The organism is Buttiauxella massiliensis, assembly GCF_902500225.1.
GTDB classification, from domain to species: Bacteria; Pseudomonadota; Gammaproteobacteria; order Enterobacterales; family Enterobacteriaceae; genus Buttiauxella; species Buttiauxella massiliensis.
Window position 1 is genome coordinate 48,107 of record NZ_LR722661.1, and the last position, 13,292, is coordinate 61,398.

The 13,292-nt window shown below is 51.5% G+C and carries 14 protein-coding genes; 6 read left to right on the plus strand and 8 right to left on the minus strand.

Going from position 1 to position 13,292, the window contains the following annotated elements:
- The first annotated feature begins 88 nt into the window (after positions 1 to 88).
- Complete coding sequence (locus GC128_RS18150; RefSeq protein WP_151995464.1) at positions 89 to 1,384, plus strand: rhodanese-like domain-containing protein; 1,296 nt, start codon at positions 89 to 91, stop codon at positions 1,382 to 1,384.
- A gap of 215 nt (positions 1,385 to 1,599) precedes the next feature.
- On the opposite strand, the gene GC128_RS18155 is transcribed toward GC128_RS18150, so the two are convergent.
- Together GC128_RS18155 and GC128_RS18160 are read right to left on the minus strand one after the other, a co-directional pair.
- Positions 1,600 to 2,214, minus strand: coding sequence for a CDP-alcohol phosphatidyltransferase family protein (locus tag GC128_RS18155; RefSeq protein ID WP_151995465.1), 615 nt, complete (start codon positions 2,212 to 2,214; stop codon positions 1,600 to 1,602).
- A complete protein-coding gene (locus tag GC128_RS18160; RefSeq protein WP_151995521.1) occupies positions 2,207 to 2,779 on the minus strand; it encodes a carboxymuconolactone decarboxylase family protein in 573 nt (190 codons plus the stop codon). Before GC128_RS18160 ends, GC128_RS18155 begins: the two co-directional genes overlap by 8 nt.
- 79 nt (positions 2,780 to 2,858) lie before the next feature.
- Between GC128_RS18160 and GC128_RS18165 the strand changes: the two genes are divergently transcribed.
- Positions 2,859 to 3,266: a pyrimidine (deoxy)nucleoside triphosphate diphosphatase gene (locus tag GC128_RS18165; protein ID WP_151995466.1), complete on the plus strand. Its 408-nt coding sequence runs from the start codon at positions 2,859 to 2,861 to the stop codon at positions 3,264 to 3,266.
- Here GC128_RS18165 and GC128_RS18170 read toward each other — a convergent pair.
- The 4 genes from GC128_RS18170 to GC128_RS18185 all read right to left on the minus strand — a co-directional run bounded on the left by GC128_RS18170 (position 3,232) and on the right by GC128_RS18185 (position 7,146).
- The gene (locus GC128_RS18170; RefSeq protein WP_151995467.1) at positions 3,232 to 3,513 is read right to left on the minus strand and encodes a YnjH family protein; all 282 of its coding nucleotides are present in this window, start codon (positions 3,511 to 3,513) and stop codon (positions 3,232 to 3,234) included. The two genes, GC128_RS18165 and GC128_RS18170, sit on opposite strands and share 35 nt — an antisense overlap.
- Entirely contained in the window at positions 3,440 to 5,428 is a 1,989-nt protein-coding gene (locus tag GC128_RS18175; RefSeq protein ID WP_151995522.1) for a DNA topoisomerase III, read from the minus strand. The genes GC128_RS18170 and GC128_RS18175 overlap by 74 nt, the downstream gene beginning before the upstream one ends.
- Before the next feature lie 4 nt (positions 5,429 to 5,432).
- A complete protein-coding gene (gene selD, locus GC128_RS18180; protein WP_151995468.1) occupies positions 5,433 to 6,476 on the minus strand; it encodes a selenide, water dikinase SelD in 1,044 nt (347 codons plus the stop codon).
- A gap of 118 nt (positions 6,477 to 6,594) precedes the next feature.
- The gene (locus GC128_RS18185; RefSeq protein WP_151995469.1) at positions 6,595 to 7,146 is read right to left on the minus strand and encodes an NAD(P)H nitroreductase; all 552 of its coding nucleotides are present in this window, start codon (positions 7,144 to 7,146) and stop codon (positions 6,595 to 6,597) included.
- A 159-nt stretch (positions 7,147 to 7,305) separates the two neighbouring features.
- On the opposite strand from GC128_RS18185, the gene sppA reads away from it, so the two are divergent.
- From sppA to GC128_RS18205, 4 genes are all read left to right on the plus strand, one after another.
- Entirely contained in the window at positions 7,306 to 9,156 is a 1,851-nt protein-coding gene (sppA, locus tag GC128_RS18190) for a signal peptide peptidase SppA (protein WP_151995470.1), read from the plus strand.
- Positions 9,157 to 9,245: 89 nt separating this feature from the next.
- Complete coding sequence (gene ansA / locus GC128_RS18195) at positions 9,246 to 10,262, plus strand: asparaginase (protein WP_151995471.1); 1,017 nt, start codon at positions 9,246 to 9,248, stop codon at positions 10,260 to 10,262.
- Positions 10,263 to 10,271: 9 nt separating this feature from the next.
- On the plus strand, positions 10,272 to 10,901 hold the full coding sequence (gene pncA, locus GC128_RS18200) for a bifunctional nicotinamidase/pyrazinamidase (RefSeq protein WP_151995472.1): 630 nt from the start codon (positions 10,272 to 10,274) through the stop codon (positions 10,899 to 10,901).
- A 202-nt stretch (positions 10,902 to 11,103) separates the two neighbouring features.
- Positions 11,104 to 12,375, plus strand: coding sequence for a glycoside hydrolase family 18 protein (locus GC128_RS18205; RefSeq protein ID WP_151995473.1), 1,272 nt, complete (start codon positions 11,104 to 11,106; stop codon positions 12,373 to 12,375).
- Between the two features lie 48 nt (positions 12,376 to 12,423).
- Here the strand turns inward: GC128_RS18205 and GC128_RS18210 are convergent, their stop codons facing one another.
- Both GC128_RS18210 and msrB read right to left on the minus strand, forming a co-directional pair.
- On the minus strand, positions 12,424 to 12,699 hold the full coding sequence (locus GC128_RS18210; RefSeq protein ID WP_122974001.1) for a YeaC family protein: 276 nt from the start codon (positions 12,697 to 12,699) through the stop codon (positions 12,424 to 12,426).
- A 42-nt stretch (positions 12,700 to 12,741) separates the two neighbouring features.
- Positions 12,742 to 13,155: a peptide-methionine (R)-S-oxide reductase MsrB gene (gene msrB / locus GC128_RS18215; RefSeq protein ID WP_151995474.1), complete on the minus strand. Its 414-nt coding sequence runs from the start codon at positions 13,153 to 13,155 to the stop codon at positions 12,742 to 12,744.
- Between the last annotated feature and the right edge of the window lie 137 nt (positions 13,156 to 13,292).

Genomic DNA, 13,292 nt, shown 5'->3' on the forward strand with positions numbered 1-13,292 from the left:
CATACATAATTATGCGTTATCGCAAGGAATAGCCGCCGTTATTCGGCAAGAATAGCGGCTCTTTTTTCTCTTCTTTTCAGGTTATAAGATGAAACGTGTTTCTCAACTAACCGCCGCCTTGATGTTATCCGGGTTGGCGCATATGGCTTTCGCCTCAGGTCAGCCTTCTCAGATGACTTTCTCCAATCTTCAGGCGCAAAAAGGCGTGGTAATTGATACACGTCCAAGTGCCTTTTATAACGGCTGGCCACAAACCGTTCATGGTGTGGGTGGGCATGAACCTGCTGCACTAAATTTGTCTGCCAGTTGGTTAGGTATGATGAACGATGAGCAGCTGCAACTGTGGGCAAAGCAACACAGCATCGCACCAGACAGCCTGATTGCGTTGTATGGTCAAGGCCCTGAAACCAAAGCAGTTAAAGAGCGACTGACTAACCTGGGCTACACACATATCGCCCTGCTCTCCGACGCTTTGCAGCAGCCTGCGCGCTTGCAGAAAATGTCGCACTTCGAGCAGCTCGTTTACCCGCAGTGGCTGCATAACCTGATGCAGAACAAACCTGTTGCAGCGAAACCTGCCGGTGAAGTGAAAATCATCGAAGCCGCCTGGGGCGCACCTAAGCAGTATTTGCTGAGCCATATTCCGGGCGCGGATTACATCGACACCAACGATATCGAAAGCGAGCCGTTGTGGAATAAAGTGTCTGACGACAAGCTCAGGGCGTTGTTAGCCAAACATGGCATTCGCCATGACACCACCGTGGTGATGTACGGGCGTGATGTCTACGCTGCGGCACGCGTTGCGCAAATTCTGCTGTATGCAGGTGTGAAAGATGTGCGTTTGCTTGATGGCGGTTGGCAGAGCTGGTCTGACGCCAAACTGCCTGTCGAGCGCGGCCTGCCGAACGATGTAAAACCTGCGGCAGACTTTGGTGCGCCAATCCCGGGCCAGCCACAGCTGATGCTTGATACAGAACAGGCTCGCGGGCTACTTGGCCGTAAAGATGCGTCACTGGTCAGTATTCGTTCATGGCCAGAATTTATCGGCACTACCAGCGGCTATAGCTATATCAAGCCAAAAGGTGAAATTGCCGGGGCTCGTTGGGGTCATGCAGGTTCAGACTCCACCCATATGGAAGATTTCCATAATCCAGACGGCACTATGCGTTCTGCTGACGACATCGCAGCAATGTGGAAAAGCTGGAACATTACGCCGGATCAGCACGTGGCGTTCTATTGCGGCACCGGCTGGCGCGCATCAGAAACCTTCATGTATGCCCGTGCGATGGGGTGGCAGAATGTGGGCGTGTACGACGGTGGCTGGTATGAGTGGAGCAGTAATCCGAAGAACCCGGTTGTGAGTGGGGAGCGGAGGCCGGAATAGGCTCCGTTTTTGCCCATATAGTAGGACGGTGATTTTCCGTTCACCTGTAAGTTATTCGCTCCCATAAATTCCAGTGCACGGTGAACGTGCCAAGGAGAGAACGCCCTCTCCTTGGCACGTTCACCGTTAACGACAGTTGCAGAAGTCGCCAAACGTTCGGGTGAACGGAAAAACCTCTCATCTTACAGATCCCTCTCAAGGGATAAGGGACCAGGTTAAATCACCCGCCTCAGTGTCTCATACCCACTCCACACCCGCGTAAACGTCGTCATCCAACACAACGCTCCAAACACCCACGCGAACCAGGCAAACCACTGTGGAAACAGGCAACTCAACACAAATAATGCAATTGTCTCTGTGCCCTCGGTCAACCCGCCCAGATAGTAAAACGATTTATGCGCATAGCCTGGGTTATCAAGCTGGTGTTTTTGCGCCACCGCTGCAAAAGCCAGAAAACTACTGCCGGTGCCAATAAACGCGAACAGCAACCAGCCGCCCGCCAGCGCATTTTGCGCGGGGTCAGCGAGAATAAAACCAAACGGCACCAGCGCGTAAAACAGAAAATCTAACGAGATATCAAGGAAACCACCGGCATCGGTTAGCCCGCGTCGCCGCGCAAGTGCGCCATCTAAACCATCAAACAGGCGATTCAGCATAATGGCTACCAGCGCTGCGCCATACCATTGCAATGCAAGGAAAGGCAGAGCCAGTACTCCGATGGCAAAACCAAACATCGTCAGCCCATCCGGGGTGATGACACTTTTGTCCAGTTTGGCTGCCAGGCGTTCTAGTGAAGGTTTTATGCGCGGATGAAGGTAGCTATCAAACATGGAGCTTTTTCCCTGGTTCGCTCACACATAACCCTTGCGCCGGAATATCCAGCGCGGCATTAAAGCGTGCAGATAGGTTTTGAAAAGCAATTAGCGCGGTTAATTCGGTGATAGTTTTCTCATCGTAATGCGTTTTCAGTTCGGCTTTTAGCGCATCACTGATTTGCGGAGGTGTTGCGGTCATGGCGTCAGCATAGGCCAACGCAGCCTGCTCCTTGGCTGAAAACAATGTTTCTTCACGCCAGTTAGCCACCGCCAGCACTTTGTCCATCGAACCACTGCGTTCAGCCAGCCGTAAGCTATTGGCATCAATACAGAATTCACAACAGCACTGCTGGGAAACACGGGTCATCACCAGCGAGCGCACCACCGGGTCGATACCAGAGCGGCGTCTTTCAAGAAACCCAACAAACAAAGCCACCAGCCAGAATAGATAAGGAAAACGCCCCCACCAACGTGTAGGGTTCAGCACCGCACCGAAGTGCTTTTCCTGCATTGAAATAATAGGCCGCAAACTGGCAGGCAATTTTTTAAGCGGCGTCACCCATGGAGAGCTGTTTTTAATCATAATTCGGGAAGATCTTCAGATAATCTTTGGTGGCGCGTATTATGCCACGCCCATAGACAAAGAACGGATTGGTATCATGAAAACCATTGATGTTGTTGCTGGGATAATCCAGCAGCACGGTAAAATTTTGCTTGCTCGTCGCCCGGAAAGTGGCGATCAAGCAGGTTTATGGGAATTTCCTGGTGGAAAGGTAGATAACGGTGAATCACAGCCGCAAGCCCTGGCTCGGGAACTGAAAGAAGAGTTAATGATTGAAGCGTTAGTGGGCGATTATATTGCCAGCCATAAGCGTGAAGTATCAGGAAGGATCGTTCATTTACATGCGTGGCATGTGGGCGAATTTAGTGGGGAGCTAACAGCACTTTGCCATAGCGAACTGGCCTGGTGTTTACCTGCCGAGGCATTTGGTTATGATCTCGCCCCGGCAGATATTCCGTTACTTGAAGCGTTTATGTCTTTACGCGACGCCAAACTAAAGGGTTAGTGCTAAGCGTTTTTTCATCACGCTGGCATTGCAGCAATACGCCTCCATCAGCTTTCACCACAGCCCCTTCAGAATAGTTTTGATCCTGATAAATGCAGCATTGGTTACAGGGCGCAGCACGCTGCCCCTGAGTGCTGAACACTTCCGGCGGCACCGATATATCTACCTGCGGATCAAGACGCTGCGCCATCACAGGCAGAGTCACCATCAGCGCTACGGCGCCGGCGAGCAGGCTTCTTAGTTGCATTATCACTTCCCTCTTTTTTCGCCCATTGCTTACGCGATTTTTTCTGCTCGTCAGGCGCTTTAACACCTATGAAAGCATGATGAACCGGCTTGGTTCGAGCCTGGTGAATCAGGTCATACAGCGTTTGTACCAATGGTTGCATGAAGTCCTGATAACGGCACTGCTTTTCGCTGATTTGCGTCAGCGTCGATTCCCATTGCGCCGTCATATCCGGCCTTGCGGCCAGTTCCGGGAGCGAGTGAATTAACGCTCGTCCGGCATCCGATGAATGAATATAGCGGCCTTTTTTGACCAGAAACGTTCGCTTAAACAAAAGCTCAATGATCCCGGCGCGGGTCGCTTCAGTGCCCAGTCCATCTGTGGCGCGCAGGATCTTTTTAAGATCTTTATCCTGCACAAAACGTGCAATCCCGGTCATCGCGGACAGCAGTGTCGCATCAGTGAAGTGGCGCGGTGGCTGGGTCTGGCGTTCAATCACCTCGCCTTTTTCACACAGCAGTTCATCACCTTTGGCCACCACCGGAAGCGGTGTACCATCGTTCTCTTCATCGCGTTCTTTGCCGCCAAGCAGCGTGCGCCAACCGGCTTCGGCGAGGAAACGCGCTTTGGCGTTGAACTTGCCGCCTGCGATATCGAGATCAATGGTGCATTTGCGGAACACTGCATCGGCACAGAACTGCATTAAGTATTGTCGGGCAATCAGGTTGTAAACTTTAGCTTCATTTTCAGAGAGCGAAATTTTGGAGCTACGTGCAGTAGGAATGATTGCATGGTGAGCATCGACTTTTTTGTCATCCCAGCAGCGGTTACGCAGGTCGGTATTCAGCACAGGCTGCGGGAATAAATCAGGCTGGTGAATGCTAATCGCATTGAGTACCGCATGACGCCCGGCGAAATGCTCATCCGGCAGATAACGGCTATCCGAACGCGGGTAAGTAATTAGTTTGTGGGTTTCGTACAACTTCTGGCAGATATCCAACACGTTCTGTGCACTTAGCCCAAAACGCTTTGCCGCCTCGATTTGCAGGCTAGAGAGCGAGAACGGTAGCGGAGCGACTTCTGATTCCCGTTTATCATTATAGGCGGTGACGATGGCTGGTTGCCCGCCAATACGGTTGACCACATGTTCAGCCAGCGGACGATGCAGCAAACGCCCTTCTTCATCTTGATACGGTTCGCAAGACTCGCTGGGTATCCAGGTGGCGACAAAACGCTCATCCGCAGGCGTGACGATATGTGCTTTCACTTCAAAGAAATCTTTAGCGATGAAATTCTCGATTTCTTCATCGCGACGCACCACCAGTCCAAGCACTGGCGTTTGCACACGGCCGACCGAAAGTACGCCCTGATAACCTGCGTTACGCCCAAGAATGGTGTAGGCACGAGTCATGTTGATGCCATAAAGCCAGTCGGCACGCGCACGTGCGAGTGCCGAAACACACAAGGGTATAAATTCGCTGTTCGCACGCAGACGGCTGATAGCGCGTTCAACGGCTTGCGGGTTGAGATCGTTTATCAGGCAGCGTTGAACCTGCTGGCGCTTTGCCGGAGCCAGGTCGAGATAGTCGAGTACTTCATCCACCAGCAACTGCCCTTCACGATCCGGGTCACCCGCATGAACCACTTCGTCAGCCTGGACGAGCAATTTTTTGATGGCGTTGAGCTGTTTGGTGACTGATGGACGCGGCTGCAACTGCCATTTTTCCGGCACGATTGGCAGGTCGGCGAGGTTCCAGCGCGCGTATTTTGCGTCGTAAGCATCCGGCTGAGCCTGTTCCAGCAGGTGACCGATACACCAGGTCACCACTTGCCCATTCCCACATTCAATGAACCCATCGCCACGACGATGGGGTTTTGGGAGCACATCAGCAATAGCGCGAGCGAGGCTGGGTTTTTCGGCAATAAACAGACGCATCAGACTAACGAATCTCAATCATCGGGCGGCCTGCACGGGCGGTTTTCAACTCGCCAATCGCGGTCAGTTTGATGCCATTTTTTTCAGCAACGGCGGCAACCGCGTCTTCTGCGCCCGCTTCAACGGCTAACAGTAAACCGCCGGAAGTTTGTGGGTCGCACAGTAAATCGCGTTGCGCCTGGGTCATTTCACCCATCAGATAACCGTAGCTTACGAAGTTGCGCGATGTACCACCAGGAACACAGCCCTGCGCGATGTAATCTTCAACATCAGGTAATTTCGGTACTTTATCAAACCACACTTCAGCCTGAATGCCCGCGCCCTGGCACATTTCGCTGAGGTGACCCAGCAGGCCAAAGCCGGTGACATCGGTCATGGCGGTAACGCCTTCGATGTCGGCAAATTCGGCACCCGGCTTATTCAGCTGGCACATCACTTCTGCCGCAAGGCCATAATGTTCAGGTTTTAGCAGGGATTTTTTCTCAGCAGTGGTCAACACGCCAATACCGAGCGGCTTGGTGAGGAACAGTTTGCAGCCTGCTGTGGCTGAGCTGTTTTTCTTAACACGGTCGGTTGGTACGATGCCGGTAACGGCAAGGCCAAAGATAGGCTCTGGTGCATCGATGGAGTGGCCGCCTGCCAGGGAAATGCCCGCCTGTTGGCAAACAAAACGTCCGCCTTCAATCACTTTGCGGGCAATTTCTGGCGCGAGGGTGTTAATCGGCCAGCCAAGAATCGCGATAGCCATAATCGGTTTGCCGCCCATCGCGTAAATGTCGCTAATCGCGTTGGTGGCAGCAATGCGCCCAAAGTCGAACGGATCGTCGACGATCGGCATAAAGAAGTCGGTGGTGCTGATGACACAAGTGCCGTTGCCCAGATCGTAAACCGCCGCGTCATCGCTGGTTTCGTTTCCGACCAGCAAGTTAGGGTCGACAAATTTAGCCTGCTCGGAATGCAGAATAGTTTGCAGGACTTTCGGGGAAATTTTACAACCGCAACCAGCGCCGTGGCTGTACTGGGTTAGACGAACGGTTTGCTCACTCATGGACTACTCCTGTCATTGGCAATGCCGCTATGGTAACTCTTACGCCTGGGAGTAGTAAGTATCAGTGTCTGAATTGCGCCATTGCTGGTCACAATCCAGACAGCTTTTGCGTGATTGCTTAGAATCTGCGCACAAACGGGGTGATGTCTGGCACGCTAACGGTAGTAGAGGCTTTGAGTTGTGGCGTTCCCAGATACAGGAAACCGACCACTTCATCTTGCTCACGGCAGTTTAGTGCGTCGCGCACAGCTTCGCTTTCAGTCCAGATGCCAGTACGCCAGATGCCGTTGTAGCCCTGAGCGACCGCTGCCATTTGCATTGCCATTACCGCACAACCCGCAGAAACAACCTGTTCCCAGACAGGAACTTTGTGATTGTCATCGCAATGCGCCACGACCGCGATAATCATTGGCGCGCGGAAAGGAGCGGTACGCGCCTTTTCAATGCCCTTTTCGTCTTGTTCCTCAGCGATGGCGGCTTGTTCCATCACTTTGCTGAAACGCTCGCGGCCTTCGCCTTCAATCACGATGAAACGCCACGGCTGCAAGGTGCCGTGATCCGGTGCGCGCATACCGGCACGAATGATGTTTTCCAGCACGTCGCCTGCCGGAGCGGGTTCTGCCAGGCGGGAAGCGCTACGACGGTTAAGTAGTAGTTCGAGTGCATCCATTTGATAACTCCTGCAATGAATTTTAGCGCCGAAATTAACACAGCCGTAGATTTTGTTACAGCACGGGGCAGATTTCCTACTGACTTTTGCCCTGGGGGTATTTAGGATAGCGGTCACTTAAGCTGTTATATGCAGCTTGCCAGATATTACGGAGAATGCATGCGCACCATTGGGCGATTTGTTGCCGGTTTTTTTAAGTGGACCTGGCGTCTGCTTAACTTTATTCGAGAATTTATTCTCAACCTATTTTTAGTGTTACTGGTGCTGGTTGGCGTAGGGATCTGGATGCAGATTAACAGCGCGCCAGCAGAACCTGCACGCGGTGCGTTGTTGCTGGATATCACCGGCGTGGTGGTCGATAAACCTTCGGTAAGCAATAAACTGGGCGTGATTGGCCGCCAGTTGCTGGGTGCCAGTTCAGACCGCCTGCAGGAAAACTCGCTGTTTGATGTGGTCGATACCATTCGCCAGGCGAAAGATGACCGCAACATCACCGGGATTGTGCTGGACCTGAAAGAGTTTGCCGGTGGCGATCAGCCTTCTATGCAATATATCGGCAAAGCACTGCGTGAATTCCGTGACAGTGGTAAACCGGTTTATGCCGCGGGCGATAGCTACAACCAGGGGCAATATTACCTGGCAAGTTTTGCCAATAAAATTTGGCTCTCACCACAAGGCGTGGTGGATCTTCACGGCTTTGCCACCAACTCGCTCTATTACAAAACGCTGCTCGATAAGCTGAAAGTCTCCACGCATATTTTCCGCGTCGGCACTTACAAATCTGCCGTTGAGCCGTTTATTCGTGATGATATGTCCCCTGCCGCGCGTGAAGCCGATAGCCGCTGGATTGGCGAGCTGTGGCAAAACTACCTGGGCACTATCGCGGCTAACCGTCAGATAACTGCGCAGCAAGTGTTCCCAGGCGCGCAAGGTTTGCTGGATAGCCTGCAAAAACTCGGTGGCGACACAGCGAAATACGCGCTGGACAATAAACTGGTGGATGAACTCGCCAGCAGCGCGACCGTTGATAAAGCGATGATTAAGCAATTTGGCTGGAATAAAGAGAGCAAAGATTTCAGCTACACCAGCATGTACGACTATGTAGTGAAAAAACCGGCTGATACCGGTGATGCGATTGCCGTTATTATCGCCAATGGCGCGATTATGGATGGCGAAGAAACCCCAGGACAAGTCGGCGGCGATACCACCGCGATGCAAATTCGCGAAGCGCGTCTTGATCCGAAAGTAAAAGCGCTTGTGCTGCGCGTCAACAGCCCTGGCGGCAGCGTCTCCGCATCAGAAGTGATTCGTGATGAACTGGAAGCGGCGCGTACAGCGGGCAAACCGATTGTCGTTTCGATGGGTGGAATGGCGGCCTCTGGCGGTTACTGGATTTCGACTCCGGCGGATTACATCGTCGCCAGCCCGAATACTTTGACCGGCTCGATTGGTATTTTTGGTGTGATTAACACGGTTGAAAATAGCCTTGATTCCATTGGCGTTCACACCGATGGTGTGGCGACTTCGCCATTAGCGGATGTCGCGGTGACGAAATCATTGCCCCCAGAAGTGCAGCAAATGATGCAGTTGACCATCGAAAATGGCTATAAGCGCTTTGTGAACCTGGTTGCAGATTCCCGCAAGAAAACGCCGGAGCAAATTGATGCAATCGCTCAGGGTCATGTCTGGACAGGTCAGGATGCAAAAGCAAACGGCCTGGTAGACAGCCTGGGTGATTTCGATGATGCCGTAGCGAAAGCCGCTGAGCTTGCAAAACTTAAAAGTTGGCACCTGGTTTTCTGGCAGGATGAGCCAAGCGTGCTTGATATGGTATTCAACAGCGTGAGCGGCTCGGTACGTGCCATGCTGCCACAAGCATTACAGGCATATTTGCCAGCACCGTTAGCGGATGCGGCTTTGGCGGTAAAAGCGCAAAACGATAAGTTTGGCACGATGAATGACCCGCAAAACCGATACGCCTTCTGCCTCACCTGTGGTGACGTACGATAATCTAAATCCAGCCCGGTATTTACCGGGCTGATTTTTTTGCCCCATCCCACTATACTGCGGCTAATTACGCCAACTCTCTGAGTTTATTCATGCAAAAAAAATCCATTTACGTTGCCTATACCGGCGGTACTATCGGTATGCAGCGTTCAGAGCACGGTTACATTCCTGTTTCCGGCCATTTACAACGCCAGTTGGCTTTGATGCCAGAATTCCATCGCCAGGAAATGCCTGATTTCACGATTCACGAATATCAGCCATTGATGGACTCCTCCGACATGACACCAGAAGACTGGCAGCACATTGCTGATGACATTAAAGCCAATTACGACAAGTACGACGGTTTTGTGATTCTGCATGGCACCGACACCATGGCGTTTACCGCCTCGGCGCTCTCCTTCATGCTGGAAAACCTCAGCAAGCCGGTGATTGTGACTGGTTCGCAAATTCCCCTGGCTGAGCTTCGTTCTGATGGGCAGATTAACCTGCTTAACTCTTTGTACATCGCTGCCAATTTCCCAATTAACGAAGTCACTCTATTCTTCAATAACCGTTTGTATCGCGGTAACCGCACCACCAAGGCGCATGCCGACGGTTTTGATGCCTTTGCCTCACCCAATCTGGCACCGTTGCTTGAAGCGGGTATCCACATTCGCCGCCTGAATACGCCAGCCGCACCACACAGCGAAGGCGAGTTAATTGTTCACCCGATTACCCCACAGCCGATTGGTGTGGTGACGATTTACCCAGGGATTTCAGCAGACGTTGTCGGCAATTTTTTACGCCAGCCGGTAAAAGCGCTGATCCTGCGTTCTTATGGTGTGGGTAATGCTCCGCAGCACGGCGCATTCCTCAGAGAGTTACAAGAAGCCTGTTCACGCGGCATTATCGTTGTAAACCTGACGCAATGTATGTCCGGTAAAGTCAATATGGGTGGCTACGCAACGGGTAACGCACTGGCTCAGGCAGGTGTGGTTAGCGGCTTTGATATGACTGTAGAAGCTACGTTGACTAAGCTTCACTATTTGCTCAGCCAGAATCTGGGTGTGCAGGCCATTCGCGAGGCCATGACTCGCAACTTGCGTGGTGAACTCACCCCAGACGAGTAAGGAGACGCCATGAAACGTGCTTTGTTGATGGTTGATATACAGAATGATTTTTGTGCCGGTGGTGCCCTTGCTGTCCCTGACGGGGATAGCACTGTCGAAGTCGCGAATATGCTGATTAGCTTTTGCAAAGCGAAGGGGGATGTCGTAGTTGCATCACAGGACTGGCATCCGTCCAATCACGGGAGTTTTGCCAGTATTCAGCGAACCGAGCCTTATTCACAAGGGAAGCTTGAGGGACTCAGGCAAACCTGGTGGCCGGATCACTGTGTGCAAAATAGCGAAGGTGCACAGCTCCATCCGTTGCTAAATACGCATGAGATAGACGCTGTTTTTCAGAAAGGTGAAAACCCACTGATTGATAGTTACAGCGCATTTTTCGATAATGGGCATCGTCAGAAAACGGAGCTTGACAGCTGGCTATTTCGCAATGAGATCAAACAGCTAGTGGTGATGGGTTTGGCAACCGATTATTGCGTGAAGTTCACAGTACTCGACGCCCTGACATTGGGCTATGACGTGATAGTGATTACAGATGGTTGCCGGGGTGTGAATCTTCATCCTCAGGACAGCCTGAAGGCATTCCAGACTATGTCTGCGGCAGGTGCCACTTTAATGACGTTTGCTGATTTTACTTACTAATTTCCTCCAGGGCGCTATCGCGCCCTTCCCCCTTTCTCGATTCCGCTCTCATTCTGAACTTTTATTATTCGCTCATTTTTGAGAGCGCTCTCATAATGAATTTGTTTATTAATGCAGCATGTTAGCTGTGTTTTTTACCTGACGCCCCGCTGGGTTACGTCAGGCTTTTAATCGATATTGCTCGTCAAAGAGGAACTACCCTATGGTCTTCACGCGTAAACTGCTGCCCTTGCTGGCAGTAATACAAATCGCTTGTGCCGGTGTGGCTCAAGCAAGCTCTTACCTCTCCGTCGGTTATTTCAATGGTGGCGGTGATGTTACTGCCGGGCCTGGTGGCGATATCAATAAACTCGATGTGCGCCAGATAACCCACCTCAACTACTCATTTGGCCTGATTTACAACGATGAGAAAGACGAAACCAACGCGGCACTGAAAGACGCATCAAAACTGCATCAAATTTGGCTCTCGCCAAAAGTCATCTCAGACCTTGAAAAGATCCCTGCGCTGCGGAAACAAAATCCGCAGTTGAAGGTTTTACTGTCGGTTGGTGGCTGGGGAGCACGTGGCTTCTCAGGCGCCGCGGCAACACCTGAAAATCGTGCAGTGTTTATCCGGTCGGCACAAGACGTTATTGCCAAATACGGACTGGATGGTATCGATCTGGATTGGGAATATCCGGTGAATGGTGCGTGGGGTCTGGTAGCCAGCATGCCGGAAGATCGCGCTAACTTCACTTCGTTGCTCAATGAGTTACGTACTGCGCTGGGCAAACAAAAATTACTGACCATTGCAGTGGCTGCAAACGTGAAAGGCCCGACCGAATGGGTCGATATGAAAGCCATTGCGCCAGCGCTTGATTACATCAACCTGATGGCCTACGACATGGCGTATGGCACTCAGTATTTCAACTCGAATCTTTATGACTCAAAAGCCTGGCCAACAGTTGCGAAAGCGGATAAGTACAGCGCTGATTATGTGGTGAGTAACTACATTGCTGCGGGCATGAAACCGGCGCAGCTAAATCTGGGTATTGGTTTCTATGGCCGCGTACCTAAGCGCGCAGTGGAGCCAGGCATTGACTGGGATAAACCAGACGCAGCTAAAAACCCGGTCACCCAACCCTACTTTGGTGCACCGGAAAAAACCGTGTTTACATCGTTTGGGCTGGATCTGTCGAAAGACACTTATCTGAAATACAACGATATTGTGAGCAAAATGCTCAACGATCCGCAAAAACGTTTTACTGAGCACTGGGATAACGACGCGCAAGTGCCTTATCTGACAATGAAATCTGCCGAGGGCAAAGATCTGTTTGCTATCTCGTATGAGAACCCACGTTCAGTGGCGGCCAAAGCGGAGTACATCAAAGCTAAAGGATTGGGTGGCGCGATGTTCTGGGAGTATGGCGCAGATGACAATAATCAGTTGGCAAAAGAGTTAGCCAAAGATTTGGGCATTAAAACGGAGCATTAATTTTCAAAATCAAACTGGGCGGCAACTGTGCCACCCAGTTTTTTGAGTTTACAGCTTCACCGTCATAATCGGCGCAGGCTCAATGCCGAACTCTGCTTTAAGCTGCTGCTTACTCTTCATCACGATGTTGCCATCAGTCCCGATGGTCATATGCTGCGGGTCAGTGTTATGACGCGTCTGCCACATCATCACTAATTGCAAACTGTTCTCTTTTTGATCGGGCGTCAGTGCCACACCGTCTGGCCATTTTCCCAGCTCAACGGCGGTCACCAGACGTTGATAAACTTCCGGTGTCATTGCTTCTAACATCTCGTCCAGGTTCATCATGTGGCAAGTTCCTGTGGAATAATTTGCTGAATCGATTTTTCAACCTTCGATTTGCTCACCGTTTTGGTCGTCGGTGAAGTTTAATGAGGCTGAATTCACGCAGTAACGTTCACCTGTTGGCTGCGGGCCATCCGGGAAAACATGGCCTAAGTGGGCTTCACAATTGCCGCAGCGGATTTCAATCCGCTCCATACCATGTGAGAAGTCCTTGATGTAGTTAATAGCGCTGTCGCTTACTGGTTCATAGAAGCTAGGCCAGCCGCAGCCTGAGTCATACTTAGACTCTGACATAAACAATGGTGCGTCGCAGACCAGGCAGTGATACACCCCTTCCCGTTTGTTATGCAGCAGACGCCCGGAAAACGGTGGCTCAGTGCCATGCTTCTGGGTGACATAAAACTGCATCTCAGAAAGGTTTTTTTTCGATAAATCAGGAGGTAATTGGTTAGCCATATGCGTACATCTCGGGCAGTGGGAACTGTAACTGATAACAGCATGATTCTAACAAAAAATTAACAACGCCGTGCTGTTTTTTGTTCTAAACTTAGCCCTGAATTTCTGGCGCAGCGTCAATTGTGATCGCCGTCACA

Excerpts from the sequence above, each read along its gene's own strand:
- GC128_RS18150 (WP_151995464.1), top strand. The coding sequence starts at position 89 with ATGAAACGTGTTTCTCAACTAACCGCCGCCTTGATGTTATCCGGGTTG.
- GC128_RS18155 (WP_151995465.1), bottom strand. The coding sequence starts at position 2,214 with ATGTTTGATAGCTACCTTCATCCGCGCATAAAACCTTCACTAGAACGC.
- GC128_RS18165 (WP_151995466.1), top strand. The coding sequence starts at position 2,859 with ATGAAAACCATTGATGTTGTTGCTGGGATAATCCAGCAGCACGGTAAA.
- GC128_RS18170 (WP_151995467.1), bottom strand. The coding sequence starts at position 3,513 with ATGCAACTAAGAAGCCTGCTCGCCGGCGCCGTAGCGCTGATGGTGACT.
- GC128_RS18175 (WP_151995522.1), bottom strand. The coding sequence starts at position 5,428 with ATGCGTCTGTTTATTGCCGAAAAACCCAGCCTCGCTCGCGCTATTGCT.
- selD (WP_151995468.1), bottom strand. The coding sequence starts at position 6,476 with ATGAGTGAGCAAACCGTTCGTCTAACCCAGTACAGCCACGGCGCTGGT.
- GC128_RS18185 (WP_151995469.1), bottom strand. The coding sequence starts at position 7,146 with ATGGATGCACTCGAACTACTACTTAACCGTCGTAGCGCTTCCCGCCTG.
- sppA (WP_151995470.1), top strand. The coding sequence starts at position 7,306 with ATGCGCACCATTGGGCGATTTGTTGCCGGTTTTTTTAAGTGGACCTGG.
- ansA (WP_151995471.1), top strand. The coding sequence starts at position 9,246 with ATGCAAAAAAAATCCATTTACGTTGCCTATACCGGCGGTACTATCGGT.
- pncA (WP_151995472.1), top strand. The coding sequence starts at position 10,272 with ATGAAACGTGCTTTGTTGATGGTTGATATACAGAATGATTTTTGTGCC.
- GC128_RS18205 (WP_151995473.1), top strand. The coding sequence starts at position 11,104 with ATGGTCTTCACGCGTAAACTGCTGCCCTTGCTGGCAGTAATACAAATC.
- GC128_RS18210 (WP_122974001.1), bottom strand. The coding sequence starts at position 12,699 with ATGAACCTGGACGAGATGTTAGAAGCAATGACACCGGAAGTTTATCAA.
- msrB (WP_151995474.1), bottom strand. The coding sequence starts at position 13,155 with ATGGCTAACCAATTACCTCCTGATTTATCGAAAAAAAACCTTTCTGAG.